At 62.4% G+C, this 23897-nt stretch carries 18 protein-coding genes; all 18 read left to right on the top strand.

Annotated features, from left to right (window positions below; translation table 11 throughout):
• Positions 1–26: 26 nt before the first annotated feature.
• The 18 genes from ACTNFJ_RS11110 (at position 27) to ACTNFJ_RS11025 (ending at position 23851) form a co-directional block, all read left to right on the top strand.
• On the top strand, positions 27–440 hold the full coding sequence (locus ACTNFJ_RS11110) for a Fur family transcriptional regulator (protein WP_435906340.1): 414 nt from the start codon (positions 27–29) through the stop codon (positions 438–440).
• A 279-nt stretch (positions 441–719) separates the two neighbouring features.
• A complete protein-coding gene (locus tag ACTNFJ_RS11105) occupies positions 720–2519 on the top strand; it encodes an AAA-type ATPase lid domain-containing protein (RefSeq protein WP_444711777.1) in 1800 nt (599 codons plus the stop codon).
• A gap of 221 nt (positions 2520–2740) precedes the next feature.
• Positions 2741–3688, top strand: a complete 948-nt coding sequence (locus ACTNFJ_RS11100) for a C-terminal binding protein (RefSeq protein WP_435906338.1) — start codon at positions 2741–2743, stop codon at positions 3686–3688.
• An 18-nt stretch (positions 3689–3706) separates the two neighbouring features.
• Complete coding sequence (locus ACTNFJ_RS11095; protein ID WP_435906337.1) at positions 3707–4987, top strand: aspartate aminotransferase family protein; 1281 nt, start codon at positions 3707–3709, stop codon at positions 4985–4987.
• A gap of 19 nt (positions 4988–5006) precedes the next feature.
• Positions 5007–5900: a fumarylacetoacetate hydrolase family protein gene (locus ACTNFJ_RS11090; protein ID WP_435906336.1), complete on the top strand. Its 894-nt coding sequence runs from the start codon at positions 5007–5009 to the stop codon at positions 5898–5900.
• Between the two features lie 51 nt (positions 5901–5951).
• The gene (locus ACTNFJ_RS11085; protein WP_435906335.1) at positions 5952–8033 is read left to right on the top strand and encodes a hydantoinase/oxoprolinase family protein; all 2082 of its coding nucleotides are present in this window, start codon (positions 5952–5954) and stop codon (positions 8031–8033) included.
• 1 nt (position 8034) lies between these two features.
• Positions 8035–9798, top strand: a complete 1764-nt coding sequence (locus ACTNFJ_RS11080) for a hydantoinase B/oxoprolinase family protein (protein WP_435906334.1) — start codon at positions 8035–8037, stop codon at positions 9796–9798.
• Between the two features lie 181 nt (positions 9799–9979).
• Complete coding sequence (locus ACTNFJ_RS11075) at positions 9980–11122, top strand: Gfo/Idh/MocA family protein (protein WP_435906333.1); 1143 nt, start codon at positions 9980–9982, stop codon at positions 11120–11122.
• A 63-nt stretch (positions 11123–11185) separates the two neighbouring features.
• Positions 11186–12703 carry a PucR family transcriptional regulator gene (locus ACTNFJ_RS11070; RefSeq protein ID WP_435906332.1) on the top strand — a complete coding sequence of 506 codons (1518 nt, stop codon included), beginning with the start codon at positions 11186–11188 and terminating at the stop codon, positions 12701–12703.
• 106 nt (positions 12704–12809) lie between these two features.
• Positions 12810–14756 carry a 3D-(3,5/4)-trihydroxycyclohexane-1,2-dione acylhydrolase (decyclizing) gene (gene iolD / locus ACTNFJ_RS11065; RefSeq protein ID WP_435906331.1) on the top strand — a complete coding sequence of 649 codons (1947 nt, stop codon included), beginning with the start codon at positions 12810–12812 and terminating at the stop codon, positions 14754–14756.
• 111 nt (positions 14757–14867) lie between these two features.
• Positions 14868–16238: an aldehyde dehydrogenase family protein gene (locus tag ACTNFJ_RS11060; protein ID WP_435906330.1), complete on the top strand. Its 1371-nt coding sequence runs from the start codon at positions 14868–14870 to the stop codon at positions 16236–16238.
• On the top strand, positions 16231–17241 hold the full coding sequence (iolG, locus tag ACTNFJ_RS11055; RefSeq protein ID WP_435906329.1) for an inositol 2-dehydrogenase: 1011 nt from the start codon (positions 16231–16233) through the stop codon (positions 17239–17241). Before ACTNFJ_RS11060 ends, iolG begins: the two co-directional genes overlap by 8 nt.
• A gap of 153 nt (positions 17242–17394) precedes the next feature.
• Entirely contained in the window at positions 17395–18159 is a 765-nt protein-coding gene (locus ACTNFJ_RS11050; protein ID WP_435906328.1) for an SDR family NAD(P)-dependent oxidoreductase, read from the top strand.
• A 54-nt stretch (positions 18160–18213) separates the two neighbouring features.
• Complete coding sequence (locus ACTNFJ_RS11045; RefSeq protein WP_435906327.1) at positions 18214–19176, top strand: D-2-hydroxyacid dehydrogenase; 963 nt, start codon at positions 18214–18216, stop codon at positions 19174–19176.
• 132 nt (positions 19177–19308) lie between these two features.
• Positions 19309–20769, top strand: coding sequence for an APC family permease (locus ACTNFJ_RS11040; RefSeq protein WP_435906326.1), 1461 nt, complete (start codon positions 19309–19311; stop codon positions 20767–20769).
• Between the two features lie 203 nt (positions 20770–20972).
• Complete coding sequence (locus ACTNFJ_RS11035; RefSeq protein ID WP_435906325.1) at positions 20973–21845, top strand: ATP-binding cassette domain-containing protein; 873 nt, start codon at positions 20973–20975, stop codon at positions 21843–21845.
• The gene (locus ACTNFJ_RS11030; RefSeq protein ID WP_435906324.1) at positions 21842–22834 is read left to right on the top strand and encodes an ABC transporter permease; all 993 of its coding nucleotides are present in this window, start codon (positions 21842–21844) and stop codon (positions 22832–22834) included. The genes ACTNFJ_RS11035 and ACTNFJ_RS11030 overlap by 4 nt, the downstream gene beginning before the upstream one ends.
• A gap of 45 nt (positions 22835–22879) precedes the next feature.
• The gene (locus ACTNFJ_RS11025; protein WP_435906323.1) at positions 22880–23851 is read left to right on the top strand and encodes a sugar ABC transporter substrate-binding protein; all 972 of its coding nucleotides are present in this window, start codon (positions 22880–22882) and stop codon (positions 23849–23851) included.
• The last annotated feature ends 46 nt before the right edge of the window (positions 23852–23897 follow it).

Here is a 23897-nt window from a genome sequence, read left to right as displayed (position 1 = left end):
AGAAGTGATGGAGAGGTGATCGGGTCATGACAGAAGTAACCCCACCACGGCGCAACACGTGGCAGCGCGAGGCGGTGCGGGCGGCGCTCGCCCAGGCGCGCGGCTTCGTCAGTGCGCAACAGTTGCACCAGGAACTGCGCGAAGCGGGATCCACAATCGGTCTCGCGACCGTATACCGCGCACTTGCCGGTCTTGCCGATGCGGGCGAGGCCGACTCGCTGCAGTCGCCCGAGGGCGAGAACCTGTTTCGTTCGTGTGCGATGGAGGGTCACCACCATCACCTCATCTGTCGCCGCTGCGGCGACACCCGGGAGCTCGCGGCGAGTGTGGTCGAGGAGTGGTCGAGTCGTGTGGGCGCCAAGCACGGCTTTAGCGACATCGAGCACGTCGTGGATCTGTTCGGGGTGTGCGCAGATTGTCAGCGAGGCACCGGTTCGTAGGTGGCTCGCGGGGCGGCTCCTGCCGCGGCCCGTGGATCTAGGTTGAGGCCTCCGGTTGATGGAAGTTCCGACGCACCCCAGCCAAAAAGTTCGACATGCACCAGGCATTCTTCCAGCCAATGCGGCCTATTGCACCTCATCAACAGGTGGCCTGAGCTTAGGACGTACTGATAATTCGAATGTCCTGTTTTCAACTTTTTGAGACATTTGATCAAGAGGTATCTGTGTTACTTTGGTCGCACATTCCGACACTCAGTGTGGAGAATCAGGAGGTGCGAGATGACTGGTCATGCTGTTGCTTCGACCCGACGCGTCGAAGAGTTCCGGATCGCAGATCGAGCACGAGATTCGATCCTTGCGGCCCTGGATGCCGAAGTGTCTGGTTTGCGACCGATGATTGCTCGGTCGTGGTACCGCAGCCGGGCCGCGGGCGTGGACGGATCAGCTAATCGTGGCCTGTTCGATGACGGTCGAGTTGACGAGCACACGCTCGGTGCCGCGGAACCGCACTTGCGGATACTCGACGAGATGGCTTCTGATCTCGGAGGCTACGTGAGTCTGACCGCGCCCAACGGTGCACTGATCCATCCGAGTTTCCTCCGCGCTGATGATAGTTTTCCGGAGGGCTATTCGCTGCTCGAAGAGAATTGTGGCAGCAATGGCGAGGGTCTGGCCCTGGAAGAAGGGCGTGGAGTCTGGCTCGCGCCTGAGGAGCACTTTCGAGAAGACATGCGGGGGAACTGGTGCTTCGGGTCACTGATCAGAGATCCGTTCCATAACCGGGTACGAGCCGTTGTGGGTCTCACGATTCCGGAAGCGCGAGTTTCACAGATCGATCCAGGATCGACGCTGCTGATGCTTGAGGGGGTTTCGTCGAGAATCGAGCAGGACATCGCGACCCGCACTTCCTCGAAGGAGCGTGCGCTTCTCGACGAATATTTGATGGTGACGCGTCGGCGCGGAGACACGCCCATCATTGCGATGGACGGCAAGAATTCGCTCATGAATGCCGCCGCGACATCGCGCCTGCAAGAGAACGATCTCGCGATCGTGGAAGGTTACGCGAAGTCGGTCATGTCTTCCGGTCGTTCCAGCACTGCGAACGTGACGCTACATGGGCTCGGATCGGCCGAGCTCACGCTGACTGCAGTGCAGCTTTCGGGCGCGAGTGTTGGAGCCATCGTGACGGTTCGACCTCGTGTCGAGCAACGACACCTGCGTCGTTCTGCGGGCGTTGCTCGCGAAGAGACACCGGTTCAAGAATCGTTCGCGCTCGCTCAGTTGCGACAGCGACTTGTTGGCGCGAGTCATGAGTTCGAGGCGACGCTCGCCCTGGCTGCCCGCGCCGTCGAACAGTCACGGTCCGTGGTAGTGATCGGAGAGGCGGGGACCGGCAAGCGACGACTGGCTGGAGCAATTGCCGCGCTCCGCGGAAGCAGCGTGTTTGTCGACGCCCGCAACCGGAGCAGCTCGTTGCCGCTGACCGAAGAGCTTGGTCAGGCCCTTGGGGCCAGCCCAGACACGCTCGTGATCGGGCACGCGGATGAACTCAGTCAGCTCGACGGCATCGAAATTGTTCGGACACTCGGTGGGCATCCGACGTCCACGGTGATTCTGACCGCGCATCGATCGACCCCCACCACTATTCGCATTGCAGAGTTCAGTGGCGCAGTGGAGCTCGAGATTGCGCCGCTTCGTAATCGTCGTGAGGACATCCCGCTCCTCGCGCAGGCTTTTGCAGCAGACCTCGGCGAGAAGACCCTTTCGCGGAAAATGCTCTCCGCCCTGATGAACGCCGACTGGGAGCGAAACGTCCAGCAATTGCGGTCTATTGTAATCAACGCCTTAGAGAGATCACGTGGTGGTGAGGCGACCATGGATGACCTGCCGAGTTCGTTCCAACGGGTTGCGTCTATGGGGCGGTTGTCGAGACTCGAGGAAGCCGAATACAGTGAGTTGAGTAGCGCTCTGCGTGAAGCGAAAGGGAATCGTCGGCTTGCAGCCTCAATGCTGCAGATAGGTCGCTCGACACTATATCGGCGGATGGACTTCTTCCGGAGCCGGGGGCTCGACCTCTAGCTCAGCGACGACCAGCCGCAGGTGCGGCGCACTAAAAGGGCTTACCGCTGAGACCGTGCACTCCACGGTCTCAGCGGTAAGCCCTTTTTTGATGCGCCAGCGTGTATCGATCTGGGACGTTTTGAGCGAGTCTCCGCGCAGTGGAATGGTCACACTACGCAGGCGAGAATCGATTCGGCTGCGACCCTCAACCGTCACAGACGAGAACAGGATTGTTGCACATGAACCGCGAAGGACAGGGGACCATCCTGGTCGCTCCCCACCACTTCCCCGACCTTGAACGGGAGCACGCGCTCGCGAAGGAGTTCGACTACGAACTGGTCGCAGCCAGCGATGTCGAGGAGTTTCGCAATGGTCTCGCCGACGCCGAAATCGTGATGATCACTCCCTATGCGAAATTGACGGCAAGCGATTTTCCGACGATGCAGCAGTGCAAGGCGGTGATCCGATACGGAATTGGGTACGACAACATCGACATCGCTGCGGCATCTGCAGCCAACATCCCTGTTTCGATCGTGCCTGGCACCGCCTCTGAAGAGGTTGCCTCGCATGCCTTCTCGATGGGTTTGGCCCTCGCGCGTCGACTTCCCGCCGGCGACGCTGCTATCCGTGACTTCGCCTGGGGCGGCATAATCGGGTACGACACCCCAGTTCTTTCCCAGCTCGAGGTCGGCGTCGTCGGCCTTGGACGCATCGGCCAGCACGTCGCGCGGATGTACGCCGCGGTCGGAGCTCAGGTGCGCGCGTACGATCCGTTCGTCACAGAGAGTGAGTTCGATCTCGCCGATCTCGATGACCTTCTTGCAGGCTCCGACGTGGTCTCGCTCCATCTCCCGCTGACCGACGACACGTGGAATCTCATTAATGGCGCTGTGCTCGAACGCATGCGCCGTGGCACGGTCATTGTCAACGTGTCGCGGGGCGGGCTGGTGGATGAAGCTGCGTTGGCCGAAGCGTTGATCAGTGGTCACATTGCCGGAGCCGGGATCGACACCTTCGCTCAGGAGCCGCTCGACGCTGATCATCCCCTTCGAAAGGCACCCAACACGATTCTTACGCCGCATATCGCTTGGCGCTCGAACCGTTCGACAGGTGCGTTGCAGGAGGGCGCTGTGGAGCGGGTACGACTGGCGCTCACCGACCAGCCGCTAATCGACCTCGTGAACTGAGACAGGAGAGACTCCAACGTGAATACGAATACTGCCACCGAGCGCGTCGCGCATGAGACGCTCGCCGAAGATCCTCACCTGCGACGTGGGCTCCGAGGCTTCCCCCTGCTGCCGGGTGGATACGGCCGCTCAACATACTTCACCGGTGAGCCGAGCCCCTACGCCATCCGCGGGGCCGGATTCCGCGTCTGGGACGATCGCGGGCGCGAGCTCATTGACGCGAACAACAACTTCACCTCGTTGATTCACGGCAACGCGCATCCGGAGATCACCGAAGCCGCCGTGAAGGCGCTGTCGGCGGGCGCGAGCTGGGGGATCCCGAATCTGTGGGAATGGGAACTTGCGGACCTGCTTCTTCAGAGGCTGCCCTCTCTCGATCAGGTGCGCTTTACGAACTCTGGCACCGAAGCCGTGATGTCTGCGCTCCGTATTGCGCGCGCTGCGACTGGACGTGACAAGGTCATCGTGACGAAGGGCGGTTATCACGGGACGTCGGATGTCGCGCTGGTACCCGGTGGCCCGTCGTACACCAAGGGTGTGCCTCAGGGAGTGATCAACGATGTAACCGCTGTGCCCTTGAACGACATCGAGTTTCTGACACGGGCGGTCGAATCAGCTCCGAACGCGTATGCGGCAATCATTTTGGATCTGTTGCCGAACCGTGCCGGTCTCATCAGCATTACCGAGGACTTCGTGCGCGCCGCGCGTGAGCTTGCGACGAGGCATGGTGTGGTGCTCATCATCGACGAGACCATCAGCCTGCGGCTGGGGCACGCCGGCTTGAGCGGTGAGTACGGCGTCGAGCCCGATCTGCTTACGACGGGAAAGCTCATTGGTGGCGGCTTCCCTGTGGGAGCGGTCGCGGGCCTCGGTGAACTGATGGCCGAGGTCGATCCCACCCGTCCGGGAAATCTGCCGCACGGAGGCACCTTCTCGGGCAACCCGGTCAGCATGGCAGCCGGCGCTGCCGCGCTGCGCCTGTACCCGGATGAGCAGGTGCAGCGTCTCAACCGCATCGGTGACGATGTGCGCACCGCGGTCAGTGAGCGTATTGCCGACGCAGGATGGGAGGTTCGAGGTCGTGGGTCACTGCTCCGCGCGGTTCCGGCTGGCTCAGAGAAGGTGGCCGAAAATCTGCAGCACCGCCTCTGGTGGGCGACGTACGAGCGCGGACTGCTCGGCTCCCCGGCGAACCTTCTCTCTCTCTCGACCGTGATGGACGAGAACGTTGGTGCCGACATCGCCGATCGACTCGCCGACGCTGTGAACTCAGTAGCCGCCGGCACCGACCGCGCCTGACCGAAAAGAAGCGACAGCAATGAAACTCGTCTCATATAGCCATCCTTACGGACCCCGTGGTGGAGTTCTGATCGGCGACAAGGTGTACGACCTCGAACAGCTCCTGGCCGACACCGATGTCGCTGATCGAGGCGCACCGCCCTCCGTGAAGGAGTTCCTCACGCTGTACGGCGACCGCCTACCCGAGATCGGCAAGGTGTTCGCAGGTGCCGGCGAGCCTGCGGTCGGCGCACTCGTGGGCACTGTGGCCGAGGCCGGCCTTGTCGGCCCGGTGACGGACCCGACGAAGGTGCTCTGCGTCGGGCTCAACTACAAGGATCACGTAGCTGAGACCGGACGTGCGTTGCCCGAATATCCCGATGTCTTCACCAAGTTCGCGTCGACTCTCGTCGGCCCGTTCGATGAAATCGGCGGCGCTGACGTGAGCGAAAAACTCGACTTCGAGGGTGAGGTCGCCATCGTGATCGGGCGACGCGCATCACGCGTCAGCGAAGCAGAGGCGCTTGAGTACGTCGCTGGGCTCGCTCCGCTCAACGATGTTTCCGCACGCGATCTCCAATTCCGAGGCACTCAGTGGACACCCGGTAAGGCCGTTGACGGATCAACCCCGTGGGGCCCGGCCCTGGTCACGCTCGACGAGATCGGCGACCCGCAGACGCTCGAGCTGGTTACCCGAGTCAATGATGAAGAGATGCAGCGCTCGAATACGCGCCATCAGATCTTCCCGATCGCCACGATCGTCTCGTACATCTCGGCGTTCCTCACCCTCGAACCCGGTGACGTGATCGCAACCGGCACCCCACAGGGAATTGGTGCCAAGCGCACCCCGCCAGTCTGGATTGCCCCGGGCGACATCGTCGAGGTCGAGGTCGAGCGCGTGGGCACGCTGCGCAACCGCGTTGCTCCAGTCTGATCCGTCTCCGGATTCTCCTTTATTTCTCCTCCACACGAAAGCACACACATCATGAGTCAAGTTCTTACGGGCGCCGACGAGGCGCGGTACCGTATCGCCGTCGACACGGGCGGCACCTTCACCGACGTGGTCGTCGGCTCGAGCACTGGCGGCATGGCCGTCGGTAAGGCGCTCACCACCTACGATCGCGTCTTCACGGGATTCGAGGCGTCCGTGCGCCGGGCCGCCGAGTCAGTTGGATGGGACGGCGATACCGTGCTGCGCAACGCTGATGTCATCGTCTACGGCACGACGCACGCCACCAATGCCGTGCTCACCGGCAAGGTCGCGAAGACTGCCCTGCTCACCACGACGGGTTTCGCGGACACCCTGCTGCTCCGCGAGGGCGGACGCCGCGAAGCGTTCGATTCGAAGGCCGCGTACCCGCCAGCGTATATCCCGCGCAACCAGACCTTTGAGATCCCGGAGCGACTGTCGGCGGAGGGCGAGGTACTCGTCCCTCTAGACGAGGAGCGCACCCGAGAGGTACTCCGCGGGCTCGCCGCAGACGGCACCGAGGCCATCGCAGTGGGCTTCCTGTGGTCGATCATCAACGACGTGCATGAGCGTCGCGTCGCCGAACTGATCGAGGAAGAACTGCCGGGCATCCCTTACACGCTCTCCAACGAGGCAAACCCCACGATCCGTGAGTATCGCCGCACCTCGGCCGCAGCGATCGACGCTTCGCTGAAGCCATTGATGGCGGATCACCTGGGAAAACTGCGGGCCGACCTCGTCGAATACGGATTCGCTGGCGATCTGCTCGTCGTGACCTCGGAGGGCGCTGTGCTGGATGTCGCCGACGTTCTGAACCGACCGGTGCTGCTGCTGAACTCTGGCCCGTCGATGGCCCCGCTGGTCGGTGCTGCCGCAGCACCCGATCACGACACCGTCGTGGTGTGTGACATGGGCGGCACCACCTTCGATGTGTCGCTGGTCGAGAACGGCATCGTGCGCCATACCCGCGAGGCATGGCTAGGGGAACCCTTCGTTGGCCACCTCACCGGCCTCTCCTCTGTCGCAGTCACGAGCATCGGCGCCGGCGGCGGCAGCATTGCCTGGATCGACGCCGGAGGGCTGCTACATGTCGGCCCCCAGAGCGCGCGAAGCACACCTGGTCCGGCGGCCTACGGCCGCGGCGGCGAAGAGCCGACCGTCACAGATGCATGCGTCGCGCTCGGCTATCTCGATGCCCAAGGGTTCGAGGGCGGGTTCACGCTCGACCGTACCGCGGCGACTCGCGCAATCGACAGCCGCATCTCCAGTGCACTGGGTCGTGACACGCTGCAGTCCGCGCAGGCGATCCTTGATGTCTCAGCGAATCACATGGCCACTGCCATCCGTCAGTCCTCGCTCGAACAGGGTGTTGATCCGCGCGGTGCCTTGATCGTGGCCGGCGGAGGCGCGGGAGCGATGGTCGCCGCGGCCATCGGCGCTCTGCTCGAAGCGGATACTGTGTTGATCCCGGCAACCGCTGGAGTGCTTGCTGCCTACGGAGCGCATCGGGCTCCGATCGCGACGGAATTCCTCTCACCGCTGCATAATGACACCCGAGCATTCGATGTGAACTCCGCATCTGCCGCTCTGGAAGATCTTTCGGGTAAGGCCGCCGTGTTCGCTGAGCGGTTCAGCGGAACTGACGCGGTGATCTCATACTTCGTCGATGCCCGGTACCCCGGCCAGGCCTGGGATCTCCGGGTGATGCTCGATTCCGCACCGTCACCGGTGTCCGCGGCTGACATCGTCGAGCAGGCGTTTCACGTCGAGCACGATCGCCGCAACGGGACCCACGACCCCGACAGTCGCGTCGAAATCATCACCTGGGGTGTCCGGGTCGAAATCCCGCGTCCCGAACTCGTCGCACCGGCCGGCTCTCAGGGTTCCTCTCCCGAAGTGCACCGCACCGACGACATCGTGTTCGGTGGAAAGCCGTATGCCACAGCCCGCTACCGCGGCGTCACCCTGAGCCCCGGCGACCGGATCATCGGACCCGCCGTCATCGATCAGCCGACGACCACCATCGTGGTGCCGCCTGAGTGGGACGCCGAACTCGACGACCGATCCAACATCTACCTCACCCGTAAGGAGGCGTGACATGACACGCGAATTCGACCCGGTGAAGCTCTCCGTCCTCGCCAACGCATTCGACGGCATCGTCCGTGAAATGACGAGTGGACTGCTTCGCTCCGCACGATCCTCGGTGATCAACACGGCGCGCGACTTCTCGTGCGCGGTGCTCACCGCCGATAATCAGCTGCTCGCCGCTGCGGAAGGCGTGCCCGTGCACGTGTTCGGCGCGGGCCCGCTCGGTGAGGACATGGTGGAACTGCATGACGACATCCGCGAGGGTGACGCGTTTCTCCACAACGACCCGTATCGGGGCAATTCACACGCCGCTGATCACTGCATTCTCGTGCCGATTTTCATCGGGGGGCGGCACCTGTTTACGGCGGTGACGAAGGCCCACCAGGCGGATTGCGGTAACTCCCTGCCGACCACCTTCTTCGCGACCGCCCGCGACGTGTACGAGGAGGGGGCGCTCATCTTCCCCTGCGTGCGCGTGCAGCGCGACTACACCGATATCGACGACATTGTGCGCATGTGCCGTGCACGGATCCGTGTGCCGGATCAGTGGTACGGCGACTACCTCGCTTCGGTGGGCGCATCGCGCATCGCAGAGCGACGCATCCAGGAACTCGCCGAGAAGTTCGGAGTTGAAGACCTCGTCGATTTCGTCGACGCATGGTTCAACTATTCAGAGCGCCTCGCCCAGTCGACGATCGAGACGCTCCCGGCCGTTGAGCTTCACGGCTCGACTGCGCACGATCCGTTTCCCGGCACTGGGCCCGACGGGGTGCCGTTGCAGGCGACTATCGCGGTGCGTCCGAAGGAGGGGCGCATCTCGATTGATCTGCGCGACAACCCGGACAATCTCCCGAACGGGCTGAACCTGACGCGGGCGACGGCTACGGGAGCTGCACTCGCTGGAATCCTCTCGGGGCTGCCGGAAAACCTTCCGAGCAACGCCGGTACCTTCCGGCGCATCGAGGTGCAGTTGCGAGACGGCTGCGCGGTCGGGGTACCGAAGCACCCGTTCTCCTGCTCGTCAGGTACGACCAACCTTGCGGATCGAGTGGTGAACCTGGTCCAAGCGGCGTTCGCGCAGATCGATGATGGGTACGGTGCCGCGGAGGGTGCGGCGGGTCAGGCTCCTGCGAAGTCGGTCATCTCAGGCATTGACGAGCGCAACGGCAACGCCTATGTGAATCAGATTCTCGTCGGCGGCGTCGGCGGCCCGGCGACTCCGTTCGTCGATGGCTGGCCCACCTACCAGCGACCGGTCTGCGGGGCGCTCCTGTACCACGACAGCGTCGAGGTCGATGAGCAGCGTTACCCGATCCTGGTACATGAGCGTGCGCTCGTACCTGATACCGGTGGCGCCGGTCGCCAGCGCGGCGGCCTGGCGACGCGAGTGGTAATTGAAGCACGGGACGAGGAGGTGACGCTGACCTACGGCATCGAGGGCAGACTGAACCCCCCGCAGGGTGTGCGCGGCGGGCATGGCGGCTCCGTGCCGGAGGCGTGGGTCATCGACGCAGTGTCGGGTGAACGCAGGGAGATTCCGGTGGTCGGACGCTACGATCTGCGTCGTGGCGAGAGGGTCGTGTCGATCACTCCGGGCGGTGGTGGCTACGGAGATCCTCTAGAGCGCGAGCCTCAAGCCGTGCTGACCGATGTCGAGGATCTGCGTGTGACTCTCGAAACGGCCCGCGAAGTCTACGGTGTCGTCATTGCCGATGGCGCAGTCGACAGCACCGCTACGAGCGCACACCGACGCGATCTGCTGGGCGCTCGCTGACCGAGTGTCTCAGAATGGGACACGACTTTCGCGGACCCTTCTGAGATTGTAGTACCACTGAACGGGCGGACCGCTGCGGTTCGCCCGTTCGATTCTTCGGGTGGCGACCAAAACTTCGCCCTCCCTTCGAGCCCTCGCGCGGCGTGTGGCTTACCGAGAAATGTGATTGACGGAGAGAATTATGGAACCCATTCGAGTCGGCATCATCGGCGTCGGAAACGTTCTGAACCAGTACCTGGACAAAATCAGTGTCCACCCCGAAGTCGACATCGTGGCACTGGCCGATGTGAACGAGGCCGCGGTCACCGCACGGGCCAAGGAGTATGGCGTGCGGAAGGCGCTCAGCCCTGATCAACTGCTCGCCGATCCCGAGATCGAGCTCGTGCTGAACCTCACCCCGCCGAAACTTCACGCGCCGGTAAGTTTGCAGGCCATTGCGGCAGGAAAGCATGTGCTGTCGGAGAAACCATTCGCCACCTCGCTCGAAGAGGCGCAGCAGATTCTCGACGCTGCGAAGGAGGCCGGTGTGTACGCGGGATCGGCACCTACCACGTTCTTGGGCTCGGGAGCGCAGACCAGCCGCAAGCTGATCGATGACGGCTGGATCGGCGAGCCCGTTGCCGCCTTCGGTTCCTTCGTGAACCGTGGCTACGAGCACTGGCACCCTAACGTCGACCCGTTCTATAGCCCCGGTGCCGGCCCGATGCTCGACATCGGCCCCTATCTGATCACGAACCTGGTGAACATCTTCGGACCGGTGCGACGCGTTTCGGCATCTGCCGCGAAGTCGTCCGAAACTCGGCCGCGCCCCGATGGCGCTGGCGGGTATGACGGTGAGATCGCGATCCAGACGCCGACGCACATCTCGGGGTCGATCGATTTCGAGTCAGGTGCTGTGGCCACGGTGGTCGTGAGTTGGGATGTGTGGAACCACAACCTCCCGCACTTTGAGATCTACGGCACCGGGGGCTCGATCGCGGCACCCAACCCAGATCATTTCGATGGTGCGCCGGTGCTCCGACGTGGCGAGCCTCGCGACCTGGCGCTCGATATGACGCCCCCGGGCGGCGGAGATTGGCGCGAGACCGCGCTGACGCATCGCGATGATGCCTATCGCGGCATCGGACTCGCCGAGTTCGGGCATGCCATTCGTGCTGGTATTGAGCCCCGCACGGGTGGGGCATTTGCCTACCATGTGCTCGAAGTGTTGCTCGCATTCGAGCAGTCGTCTCAGGATGGCCGTCACATCGAGATTGCGAGTACGTGCGAGCGCCCGCGCCCGCTGCCGTCGGTCGGCCCGCACGAGCCGTATCGATTCGACTGAAATGACCGATGCGCCCCGGCTCCTGCCGGGGCGCATCGGTCTCTCAAAGATGAGAGGTTGCCGATGCAGCAGCACCCGACCACGCCCCGGGTGGACCGAGGGCAACTGACCGTCGCGGAATTGGTCTCGATGCCGCACCTCGGCCTGGAACTCGCCGCGGGCGCCGCCGGGCTCGGGCGAAGGGTGCAGTGGACACATACTTCCGAACTCGAAGATCCGGGGCCGTGGCTCGAGGGCGGTGAGTTGCTCATCGTCAACGGATTCGGGATCCCCGAGGACAGCCCCGGACAGACGGAGTACGTTCGCCGACTCGCGCAGCACCGCCTCGCCGGCATCGCGGTGAGCGTCCGCGCCCCCGACCTCACCCCCGAAATGCTCGCGGTCGCAGACGAGCTCGGCTTCCCTGTCCTGAGGATTCCAAGACAGGTACCCTTCATCGAGCTCTCGTATCTCGTCGCCAATGCGAGTGAGCGCTCCGCGCGGGACCGGCTCGCCCGACATCTCCGCATCTTCGAGACCCTCCGCCTGAGAAACGCCATCGACGGCGATGTGCCAGGTATCTATCGCCAGCTTGAACAGATTTCGGGATACCGGCTCGCTCTGCTCTCGCCTGCGGGACAGGCCCTGCTCGACAACTGGCCGTGGGTGCCGGATATCGAGTGGGGAGATGCGCTGCACGCGACCGATCTGCGCGTGTTGCCGGGCGGCTACTTGGTGCCGCTCTTCGTCGGGGATCGGGCTACCGCATATCTCGTCGGGATCGAACACGAGGAACATTACCCCGAGGGACTCGCTGCGCTCCAGCACGTCAGCACGCTCGCCGCTCTCGACGCGATCGAAGATCAGCGTCGGCGTGAAGCCGTGCACCGTGCCGGGGGGTCGGCCCTGGCGCGCGCTCTGGAAGCAGGTGCCTCGCACGCGGACGTGGAACGGAGGCTGCATGACGCCGGTCTCGTGCGCGACACCCCATTCCGCGTGGTGGCCTTCGGGCGAATCCCCAACCCCCTGCCTGAGACGCGCGCGCGGGACTGGCTCGCGGATCGTCGGATCCGGCACGCCATCCTGTGGCAGGACCAGCTCATCGGAGTGCTGCAGTGCACTGATGATCAACTTGCCGAACTCGGTGCCGCGCTCAGCGTTTCGATTGGGGCGAGCCCGACGAGCACCGAGTTCTCGGAGATACCGCGATTGCTGCGGCAGGCGCGATGGTCGCTCAGCCTCGCGGTTGATACAAATCCACCCGAAGTCGTCTTCACTGAGATGCAGCTTGGGCTGGCGCGTTGGTTGAACCCCGACTCCTCCACGATGGAGCGGCTTGCGGAAGACACTCTCCGCCCGATTCTCGAGCACGATGAGTCACAGGGCTCCGAACTCTTCCACACCCTCGCTGTTTACTTTCGGCAGCACGGGCGCATGCGCGCGACGGCAGGAGCGCTGTTCGTGCATGAGCACACCTTGCGATACCGGTTGAACAGGATCGAGCAACTTACCGGGAAAAATCTCAAGAATATGCGTGAGTCATTCGAACTATGGCTCGCGGTCGAGGCGCGCGCATTAGTCGTGCGAGATAACGACAATTAGGTCCGGTATCAAAGTGGGACACTTCCCTGCCACGGCCCGATGGGAACCTGAACCGGTACGCGGCGACCCCGGTCACCGACCCCGTTTCGAACTTTGAGGAGACCCTATGAGCAGCATGGCCGCTGCCGTTGCAGGTATTGGCGACCCGAAGGCGCCTGTGCGGCGCCGCACCGTCGCCCAGGCGATTATCGAGTACCTCCAGGTGCAGTACAGCGAGCTTGACGGCGAGCGTCGTCGTCTGATTCCCGGGATGTACGGCATCTTCGGTCACGGTAATTCCGTCGGCTTGGCGCAGGGCATCGACGAATACGGGGTCGACTTCCCCCACTATCCGGGCAAGAACGAGCAAAGCATGGTGCACGCCGCCATCGGGTTTGCTAAGGCCTCGAACCGAGCGGCGACGCTCGCGTGCACCGCGTCCGCAGGTCCCGGTTCCACGAACATGGTGAGTGGCGCGGCGACGGCGACGACGAACCGTCTGCCTGTCCTGATCTTTCCTGCCGACATCATCAATAATCGCTTCGGCGATCCGGTCCTGCAGCAGATAGAACACCCGATCGAGCGCGATGTCTCCGCGAACGATTGCTTCCGCCCAGTGAGTCGATACTTCGATCGAATCACCCACCCCGGCCAGTTGCTTTCGACGCTTCCCGAAGCCATGCGTGTGCTGACCGATCCCGTAGACACGGGTGCGGTGGTCGTCTGCCTTCCGCAGGACATCCAGGGTGCGGAGTTCGACTTTCCCGAGGCGTTCTTCACTCCGCGCGTGTGGCACATTCGTCGCCGCTCCGCGGTGGAGGAGGAGCTGGCCGGGGCGGCCGAAATCATCGCCGCGTCGCAGCGTCCCGTCATCGTGGCCGGTGGCGGTGTGCGGTACTCGAGTGCGCAGTCGGCGCTCGCCGAGTTCAGTGATCGATTTGGCATCCCCGTCGTCGAGACGTATGCCGGAAAAGGTGCCGGGCCCGTCGGGGCGCTCGGACTGGGTGGTCTCGGTGTGACCGGCACGGTCGGCAGCAACCAGATCGCAGGAGAGGCCGACTGCGTCATCACCGTTGGTACCCGTTTGCAGGATTTCATCACGGCGTCACACTCCATTTTTCGCCACCCCGACGTGCAGATCGTGAACCTGAACGTCGGCGCCTTCGACGCACACAAGATGGGTTCGTTCCCGGTGATCGGCGACGCGAAGCGCTCACTGCTCTCACTGCATGAGCGGCTCGCCGACGTGGGCTATGCGCCAATCGGCTCATACGCGAGTGAGATCGCCGCGGCACAGGAGGAGACCCGAAAAGTGCGGGAGCATGATCTCCAGGACTTCCCAGAGGAGAAGATGAGCCAGGCCCAGGTGATCGACGTACTGAATCAGCGCATCACCGCTCAGGACGCGCTCGTGCTCGGTTCTGGCGGCGTCGTCGAAGGTATTCACAAGGCGTGGGATCCCTCCAATGGTGCGGAGATCCACTTCGAGTACGCGAACTCATGCATGGGCCATGAGATTCCGGCCGGTCTTGGGTATCGCCTGGCGCAGCAGAATAGCGATGGTGAGGTGTACGTGCTGATCGGCGACGGCACCTATTTGATGCAGCCGACGGAACTCGTGACTGCGGTCCAAGAGCACCAGAAAATCATTGTCATCGTGATCGATAACCGCGGGCATCAGTGCATCTGGCCACTTCAGGCGGCAAAGGGCGGCGGGAGGGAATTCGGCACGCAGCTCCGAGAGCGCAATCCGGTCTCGGGACGTCTCGACGGACCGATCGTCGACATCGATATCGCGGCGAACGCCGCGAGCATGGGTGCCGCAGCCTGGTCGACCGAGACGATCGAGGAGTTCACCGCAGCGCTTGAAGAGGCTCAATCAGTCACAGGCCCTGCTGTGATTGTCGCGAACGTTGAGCAGTTCCGCTATCTCTCGGGCAACGGTGCGTTCTGGGATGTCGGGGTGCCCCTCACCTCGCAGCGCGAAGTCACCCGCGCAGGCGTGGCGAAGCACCTCGCCGGTCGCGAGCGACAGCGGTACTACGGCGTAACAGTCGCCCCCAGCGAGCGCTGATTCGCCGTAGTCACTGAGACGACGGGCGGGATCTCCACAGAATCCCGCCCGTCTCTTGTATCAGGCGCCGGATGGCGCCTACCAGAAGTTCAACAATGAAGGAGAGACATCATGGGTGCATTCGCGGTCATTAATCCCGCGACCGGTGAGACCTTGGCCGAGTATCCTGCGGCAACAGATGCAGAGGTTGACGCGGGCATCGCCGCCGCTCATGGTGTCTATCGGGGGTGGTCTCGCACGAGCACGCTCGAAGAGCGCACTACTGCAGCGGCTCGACTTGCCGAACTCTTCGAGGAGCGTGCGGAGGAGTTCGCCGAGATAGTCAACCGAGAGATGGGTAAGCCCTTTGCGCAGGGCGTGGGAGAGGCAAAGTTCTCGAGCGCGATCACTTCGGCATACGCACAGAAGGCGGCTGATTGGCTCGCCGACGAAATCCTGCCTGCTGACGACGGGCTGCGCACCTTCGTACGTTACCAGGGCATCGGGGTGCTCCTTGGCGTCATGCCCTGGAACTTCCCGGTCTATCAGGTTGTGCGATTCGCCGTCCCGAATCTGATCCTCGGAAACACGGTCCTCCTGCGGCATGCGTCCCAGTGCCCGGAATCCGCGTTGGCACTGGAACGCATTTTCCGCGATGCAGGGTTCCCCGAGGGCGCATATGTGAACCTCTTCGCCACCCACGACCAAATCGGCGAGATCATCGCAGATGACCGCGTGCAAGGCGTCTCACTGACTGGCTCGGAGCGAGCCGGTGCGGCCGTCGCCGCGCAGGCGGGCAAGCACCTCAAGAAGTGCGTGCTCGAACTGGGAGGCGCCGATGTGTTTCTTGTGCTCAATACCGACGATCTCGATTACGCGGTCGAACATGCCGTGCGGGGACGCATGGACAACAGTGGCCAGAGCTGCACTGGGTCGAAGCGCATCGTGGTGCTCGACGAGTATTTTGACGAGTTCTCCGAGAAATTCGCGCGTGCCCTCAGGGCTCAGACTTACGATGCTGGAGACTTCGGCCCACTTTCTTCCAGCGCGGCGACCCGCGAACTCGCGGACCTCGTGAACGGTGCGGTCGATCAGGGCGCCGAGATCCTGGTCGGGGACGGTGAACCGCAGGGCAACGTCTTCACCCCGACTATTCTCACGGGCATCACACCCGCGATGGATGTCTACAGCCAGGAGCTCTTCGGGCCGGTCGCCCAGCTGTATCGGGTGAGCAGTGACGACGAGGCGATCGCGCTGGCGAATTCCTCCCCCTTCGGTCTTGGCTCGGTGATCATCTGCGACGATCTGGATCGCGCCGAGCGAGTCGGGTCGCAACTCGAAGTGGGCATGGTCTTCATCGGTGCAGCGGGTTTGAGTGGCGCTGACGTGCCGTTCGGTGGCGTGAAGAAGTCGGGATACGGGCGCGAGATGGGGCAGGCCGGGCTACTGGAGTTCGCCAACAAGAAGCTGTTCCGCTTCGCCGAGAGTGCGCAGCATGGGTAGCGCGTTGCGCATCGCTCTCATCGGGACCGGGCGCATCGGAAAGGTTCACGCGTCGAATATCGCCTCGTGTGCTGAGACAGAACTCACCGTGGTCGCGGATCCTGTGATCGAGCGCGCCCAGGACGTCGCGCGACGATTCGGGGGCACGGCGACTGCGGACCCGCTGGCGGCCGTGGATCGTGATCTGGTGGACGCCGTCGTGGTCGCTTCGCCCACGCCCACCCACATTGAACTGATCGAGGCATGCATCGACCGAGGCATTCCCGTGCTGTCGGAAAAGCCGATCGACCTCGACATGAGACGCGTCGAGGCCCTGCGCCCACAAGTCGAGCGCGCCACGAGTCCTGTGGCCATCGGCTTCAACCAGCGCTTTGATCCGGCGATAGCCGAGTTGCATCGAAGGGTTGGTGCTGGCGAGATCGGTCCGATCGAGCATCTCGCCATCACGAGCCGCGATCCGGGGCCCCCACCGCCGGAGTACATCGCGGTCTCGGGTGGTATCTTCCGCGACATGACGATCCACGATTTCGATCTCGCGCGCTTCGTGGTGGGCGAGATAGAGGCGGTGACGGCGGTTGGGTCGTGCCTCTTCGATGTGGGCGCGCGCGAGCACGACGACTTCGACACCGCAGTCGTGACGCTCAAGGCGCGTACCGGTGCGATCGTGACGATCACGAACTCTCGGCACAGCGCCTACGGATACGACCAGCGCATCGAGGCTTTCGGCGGCGGGGGCCTCTTGAGCGTCGAGAACGTACCAGCGAGCCACGTGACCGTCTCGAATGCAACTCACGCTGCCGCGCATCGCCCCTACATCGAGCAGTTCCTCGAGCGCTACGCCCGTGCCTACGCAAACGAACTCGACGCATTCGTCGCGTGGGTGCGCACCGGGGAATCAATGAGCCCCACGTTTGAGGACGGGCGGGCGGCTCAGGTTATCGCGGAGGCCGCCCTCTGGTCCGCTCGCGCGGGCCGCACCGTGAGTACGGACGAGATCAGCTGAGCCAGGCGCACAGGTTCCCGTGGCGCCGTCATCGGGACGCGTGCCAATCTGACGAGATCTGGGACATGTCTCGATCTGGAACAGCGTCCGTTGGCCGCGAATTGCTCTACTTGAGCAACAGTCAATCTTGAACAGCAAGGAAGCGGCAAGACGATGGATCGACGATCGGCCGAGATTCAGATCGAGGGAGCACGCGTGCTCATCACCGGAGCATCCTCCGGAGTCGGCGAAGCAACCGCCAGGCTGTTCGGCGCCCGTGGTGCGCGCGTGGCGCTTCTCGGACGTCGCGTGTCGGAACTGGAACGGGTGCAATCACTGATCGGAGGGACCTCGGTCGCGCTTTCGGTCGACGTCTCGGATGAGGAGAGTGTGATCACTGCGGTGCACCGTGCGGGGAGTCACCTCGGCGGCCTCGACGTTGTGGTCAATGCTGCTGGTGTTGCTGCACCCGCTGAGGTAGAGCTCATCACCGGCGACGCGTGGCGGTCGGTGATTGACACGAACCTCTCGGGGACCTTCTACGTGTCACGCGAAGCGATCCCGTATCTGCGCGATTCAGGCGGCTGTATCGTCAATGTCGCCTCCGATCTCGCGACGATGGGAGCAGCGGGACTCGTCCATTACTGCGCCTCGAAAGCGGGTGTTGTTGGCCTTACTCGAGGGCTCGCTGCAGAACTCGCGCCACGAATCCGCGTGAATGCTGTGTGCCCTGGGCCGATCCATACCGCCATGATGCAACGAGCGTTGAACGAATTTCCGGATCCCGGGCTTGCGCTACGCGAGAAGGAGCTCAGCGTGCCGCTCGAACGGCTTGCCTCACTCGAGGAGATCGCGAAGTCGATCTACTTCCTCGCGATCGATGGCACCTTCGCCACTGGTGCTGCACTGAGCGTCGATGGCGGAACTTCGGCTATATAGGGCGATCGCACGCATGCGCGGTCGGATGTCAATGCAGAACAAAGGAGAAGTACCATGTCTCAACCACGCGCGATCGTGATCGTGCCCGAAGGCCGTCCGGTGCCGCCACTTGACTCGTTCGCGAATGAGGCCGAAGTCACTGTCGTCAGGACGGCTGAGGAGTTTCAGGCGGCCCAGCCCGGCACCGAGATTCTCTTCCTCAATGATTTCCGCACGAAGCTTCTCCGCGAGGTCGGCCCGGGGGACTTGAAATGGATACACACTTCGAGCATCGGCGTTGACGTGCTCCTCACACCCGAAATAGTTGACAGCGACATTGTCGTGAGTAATTCGCGCGGGGTGTGCGAGCGGCCTATCGCCGAATGGATCCTCGGTGTCATCATCATGTTCGCAAAAGATCTGCGCCGCACGGTCGAACTCCAACTCGAACGCACCTGGCTCCACCGCGAAACGGAACCCATTCTAGGTCGCAAGGTGCTCGTCGTCGGTCCCGGCCCGGTTGGGCAGGAGACTGTGCTTCTGCTGCGGGGAGCCGGCATGGAGGTGACGGTCGTTGGCCGTACAGCCCGCACGGATGACCGACTCGGCAAGATTCACGCCTTCTCGGAACTCGACGACTTGCTCGGCATGGTCGACGATGTCGTGCTTACAATGCCGCTGACAGAGGAAACCCGGGGTCTGTTCAACAGTGAGCGCTTCGCGCGCCTGCGGCAGGGCGCGCGCCTAGTGAACGTCGGACGAGGTGCCGTCATCGTGGAAGCAGATCTGCTGGAGGCCATCGATTCCGGGCATCTCGCCGGGGCGGCTCTTGATGTGTTCGAGCAAGAGCCACTGCCCGTGGAGCATCCATTCTGGTCACGACCCACTATTCTCGTGTCCCCGCATGCTTCGGGCGACCTCGTCGGTTGGCGCGGGCGCGTCGCGGAGTGCTTCGCCACCAACCTGCGCAAGTGGAAGGCAAACGAGCCGCTGAACGACATTGTCAACCTGAAGCACATGGGTGTCACCGGGAGCTGACTGAACTGCGAACACGAATGGGCCAGGTGCATGTTCACCTGGCCCATTCGTGTTCCAGGCTGGAACATTTCACCGTGGGGAATCGGATTTACGGTTATTCTGCAAACAAGATCGTTCGATGACGAGGATTTCATGACAAGCGCAACACAGCATCCGGCGGATACCGCAGAGCAGGCACCGAAGCAGCGCCTCAGCGGCAATATGGGTGTAGGGGAGCTCGTGATGAGCGTGCTCGCCTTCTCGTCCCCGCTCACCACTGTCGCCGGTTTCATTCCGGTGCTTCTGATCTTCAGCGGGCACAGCGCGCCGGGAATTTACCTGCTGCTCACGGTGATGCTCCTCATCTTCTCGGTCGGGTTCGTGCGGATGAGCCGCAGCGTCGAGAATCCCGGTGGCTTCTACGCATTTGTGACGGCCGGCCTCGGAAAGCCGGCCGGTCTCGGCGGCGCACTCCTCGCACTCTTCGGCTACCTGTTTATCGGATTCTTCGCTCCGTCACTCTTCGCACTCACGCTGCAGGGATTCGTCGTAAATACTCTCAACGGACCCAACATCCCTTGGTACTGGTTCGCGCTCGCTATCATCGCGATCACCACATTCCTCGCATACAACCGCATCGATCTTTCCGCGAAGGTGCTCACGATCGTGATGATGCTTGAGGTCTTGGTCGTACTGACATTTAACGTGTTCTCTTTCATGAACAACGCCGGGAACGCGGCGCACGACGTCGGCTTCACGCTGCCATGGATCACCGATGCCGGACTTGGTCTCGCGTTGCTCTTCGCCGTTGGCAACTTCCTCGGGTTCGAAGCCACAGTCATCTATCGCGAGGAGGTCAAGAATCCGGAACGCACCATCCCCCGGGCCACGTATCTCGCGGTCGTCGGCATCGGGCTCTTCTATGCGCTCGCGGCCTGGGCATACATCGCGTTTCTCGGAAGCGATTCCGCGCAGACTGCGGCCGAGGCGAACACGGTCAATCTCTTTGGTGACGCATTGACCAGCCTGATCGGCAAGACATTCGCAGACATCGCCGTAGTCCTGCTGATTACCTCGATTCTCGCGTCGATGCTCTCGATCCAGAACATCGCCGCGCGCTACAGCTTCTCGCTCGCCGTCGATCGCGTGCTTCCGGCGAGGCTGGGCAAGGTCCACGCCAAGCACAAGTCCCCGCACGTCTCAGCACTCTCGGTTGGACTACTCTGGGCCGCCGCGATCGTCCTCTTCACCGTGCTGGGGGTACCTCCTGAGAATCTGTATCCTGTGGCGAGCGGAAGCGGCACCTTCTCCGTTCTCCTCCTACTCTTCATCACCAGCATCGCGGTCTTTGTCTACTTCGTCCGCCGACATCGCACCCAGCCAGAGTCCGTCTGGAAGACGCTCGTGGCCCCAGCGCTCAGCGCAGTGTTCCTGGGCATCATCACCTATCTGGCGATTACCAACTACTCCGACCTGATCGAGGGGTCAATTGTGCTGACGGTGATCTTCATGTCATTCACGTTTGCGCTCTTCCTCGGTGGGATCACCTACGCTCTGTACCTGCGGCGCCGGAAGCCGGATGTGTACGCGCGGCTCGGCCGCCAGAGCGTGTAACAGTTCAACACACGGCAGTACCCCCGGGAAGCTCAATGCCTCTCGGGGGTACTGCCGTGTGTTGGAGCGGTGCTGCGGCACGGTGTCTCAAAGCGGTACAAAGTGCATCGCCGGTAATAATCGATAGTTAAATAACCGCGGAGGTAGGGCCGGAGGCGGCAACAACTCAGCGGAGCCAGAGATCCATCAACGACGAGGATGACATGACCGACGCACCCTCAGCGACCACTCCGCTGGTCGCCCTCAATAATATTCAGAAGACTTTCGGAGCGGTTACCGCGCTCCGAGGTGTGAGTATCGACGTGCTGCCCGGAGAAACCTTCGCCCTCCTAGGCGACAATGCCGCTGGCAAGTCGACGCTCATGAAAGTGCTCACGGGCGTGTACCAACCAGATCACGGCACCATTCGCATGGATGGCGCCACGGTCTCCTTCCCAACTCCGGCAGTGTCGCGATCCGCCGGTATCGAGATGGTGTACCAGGACTTCGCCTTGGCCGACAACCTTGATGTACGCACCAATATCTTCCTGGGGCGCGAGCCGCAGAAGAACATCATTGGGCCGCTGGTCCGCGTGATCGACAAGAAGAAGATGGAGCGCGAGACAAACCGAGTGCTGGATCGTCTCGACATCCCGATCAATCCTCGGCTCAAGGTAAAGCGGCTTTCGGGTGGACAGCGACAGGCAGTTGCGATCGGCCGTGCTCTCGCATTCGACGCCAAGCTCATCATCATGGATGAGCCGACGGCAAACCTCTCGGTTGCGAAGGTCGACAAGCTCATCGAGGTGACTCAGAAGCTTAAGGATCTTGGAATCGCCGTGATTATCATCACACACCGACTCGACGAAGCATTCGCGGTCGCCGACCGTTGCGCCGTTATGCGCCAGGGCGAAGTGGTCGGTCGATTCCGCATGGATCAGGTGACCGAGTCCGAGATTGCACATTTGATCTCGCAGGGAACACTCGACGGTTATGAAGCCTCTCCGACAGAGGTGCCTCAGGAACGCCGTCGCATAGGCAGTACCTCGACCTCCACCAGCACAGTACAGGTTCCGACTATTGGGAGCGACGCATGAACACCAACACGGTCGCAGTCATGCTGCGAAAAACGAACCAGGAAGGCCCGTCTTCCGCGGTTCGCATCAAGCACTTCTTCGGCGATTACGGAATCCTCGTAATCTTCGCTGCTGTGCTGATCTTCCTCTCGATTGCCGCACCAAACTTCCTGACTCTGGATAATCTTGTCAACGTCGTGCGCCAGTCATCGATCATCGGCATCATCGCGCTCGGCATGACCTTCATCATGATCACCGCCGGAATCGATCTCTCGGTCGGATCGGTCGTGGGTCTCGCGGGCATGGTCTTCGCGATACTCGCACCCTCAAGCGGCACCGCGCTCTGGATTCCTCTGCTGGCAGGGCTCGGCGCCGGTCTACTCGTGGGCTTCCTCAGCGCCGCGCTGGTGGTGTGGGGAAAGATCCTCCCGTTCCTCGCAACACTGGCCACAATGGCCATCGCTCGTACCGCAGCGCTCGTCATCACCGACGGTCAGGTGGTCTCGGGCTTGAGCGGCCCCGCTGAGTGGCTCGGTGCCGGTTTCATCGGACCGATCCCGGTACCGGTGATCATCTTCATCATCGCCGCGCTGATCTGCGACTTCGTCCTCAGCCGAACGAAATTCGGGTCGCACGTCTACGCCATCGGCGGCAACGAAGAGTCGTCGAAAAAGGTCGGTATCTCCGTGAGCCGGGTGCTCTTCACCGTGTACCTCATCGGTGGCGGTCTCGCCGCGCTCGGCGGACTTGTGTTGACTGCACGGTTGGACGGGGCCGCTCCGACGGCGGGACTCACGTACGAACTGCAGGTGATTGCTGCAGTGGTTATTGGTGGCACCAGTCTCTTCGGCGGCGTGGGCACGATCCGAGGCACCGTGATCGGCGTGCTGCTTCTTGGCGTTGTAATGAACGGCATGAACCTGCTGGGGGTCTCGAGCTATTACCAGCAGGGTGTCCAAGGTCTCATTCTCGCGCTTGCTGTTCTGCTGAACCGGTGGAAGTCCGATTAACACCAGTCCAATCTCCCGCAATAACCATTCTCGAAAGGAAGACTCATGAATATTCGACGACGCATATCCGCAGCAGCGGCTCTGTTCGCCGCCTCCGCCCTTGTTCTGACAGGATGCTCGAGCGGGGGCACCGACCCCGGGGGGGCCGCTGGTGCCGACGAGCAGTTTGACATCGGTGTTGTAGTGCTTGACCTGCAGGATCCGGATCTGGCACACATGGTCGAGGCCATGGAGGGTGCAGCGAAGGAGGAGGGTGTGAAGCTCCACATTGCCGACTCCAAGAAAGATGTCGCGAGCGAGCTCACTCAGGTCGAAGACTTGCTTACTCGTCAGGTTGACGCAGTGATCATGCAGCCCCTCGACGGAGAGGCGAGCCAGAACGCAGCCAATCGAGTCATAGAGGCAGGCGTGCCGCTATTCATTCTCTCTACTGAGTTTGCAGAGGGAGCCGATGTCAAGTACGAAAGCTACATCGGGGTGGACGATACCCTCGCAGGTGTGATGCAGGCGGAGTACTTGAACGAACAGCTCCCTGATGGCGGAAACATTGTGTTCGCCGCGGGTATCTACGGCGCTTCGTGGACGGACCGCCGCAAGTCCGGCTTCGATAGCACGATCAACGACAACTTCACGATCGTTGCAGAGTTCCAGGCGAAGGGCAGTCGGGACGAAGGGAAGCGGAACATGGAGGATACTCTTCAGCGCTTCGGGCCCGGGGAGATCGATGCCGTTGTCGCAAACAACGACGAGATGGCCATTGGTGCGGCATCTGCGATCAAGGATGCTGGTCGCACCGGCGAGATTGCAGAGGTCATTGGCGTTGACGGAACCCCCCCAGCGGTTGCTGCGATTGAAGCCGGCGATATGACGGCGACGGTGCGTCAAGATTCTGCAGGTCAGGGCGAGAAGGCAGTGCAAGTGGTGCACCTGTTCCTCAAGGGTGACAAGGTCGAAGACCGCTACACCCTCCCCTTCACGCTGATCACGACGGAGAACGTCGCGGAGTTTGCTGAGTAGCGTCTAATGACTCTCTGGTGGAACGGGGCACCCTTGCACACAGCAG

The sequence above is a fragment of the Leucobacter shiyiweii genome (assembly GCF_052446065.1).
In the GTDB taxonomy this organism is placed as follows: domain Bacteria; phylum Actinomycetota; class Actinomycetes; order Actinomycetales; family Microbacteriaceae; genus Leucobacter.
This window is presented reverse-complemented; position numbering and strand designations above follow the sequence as displayed.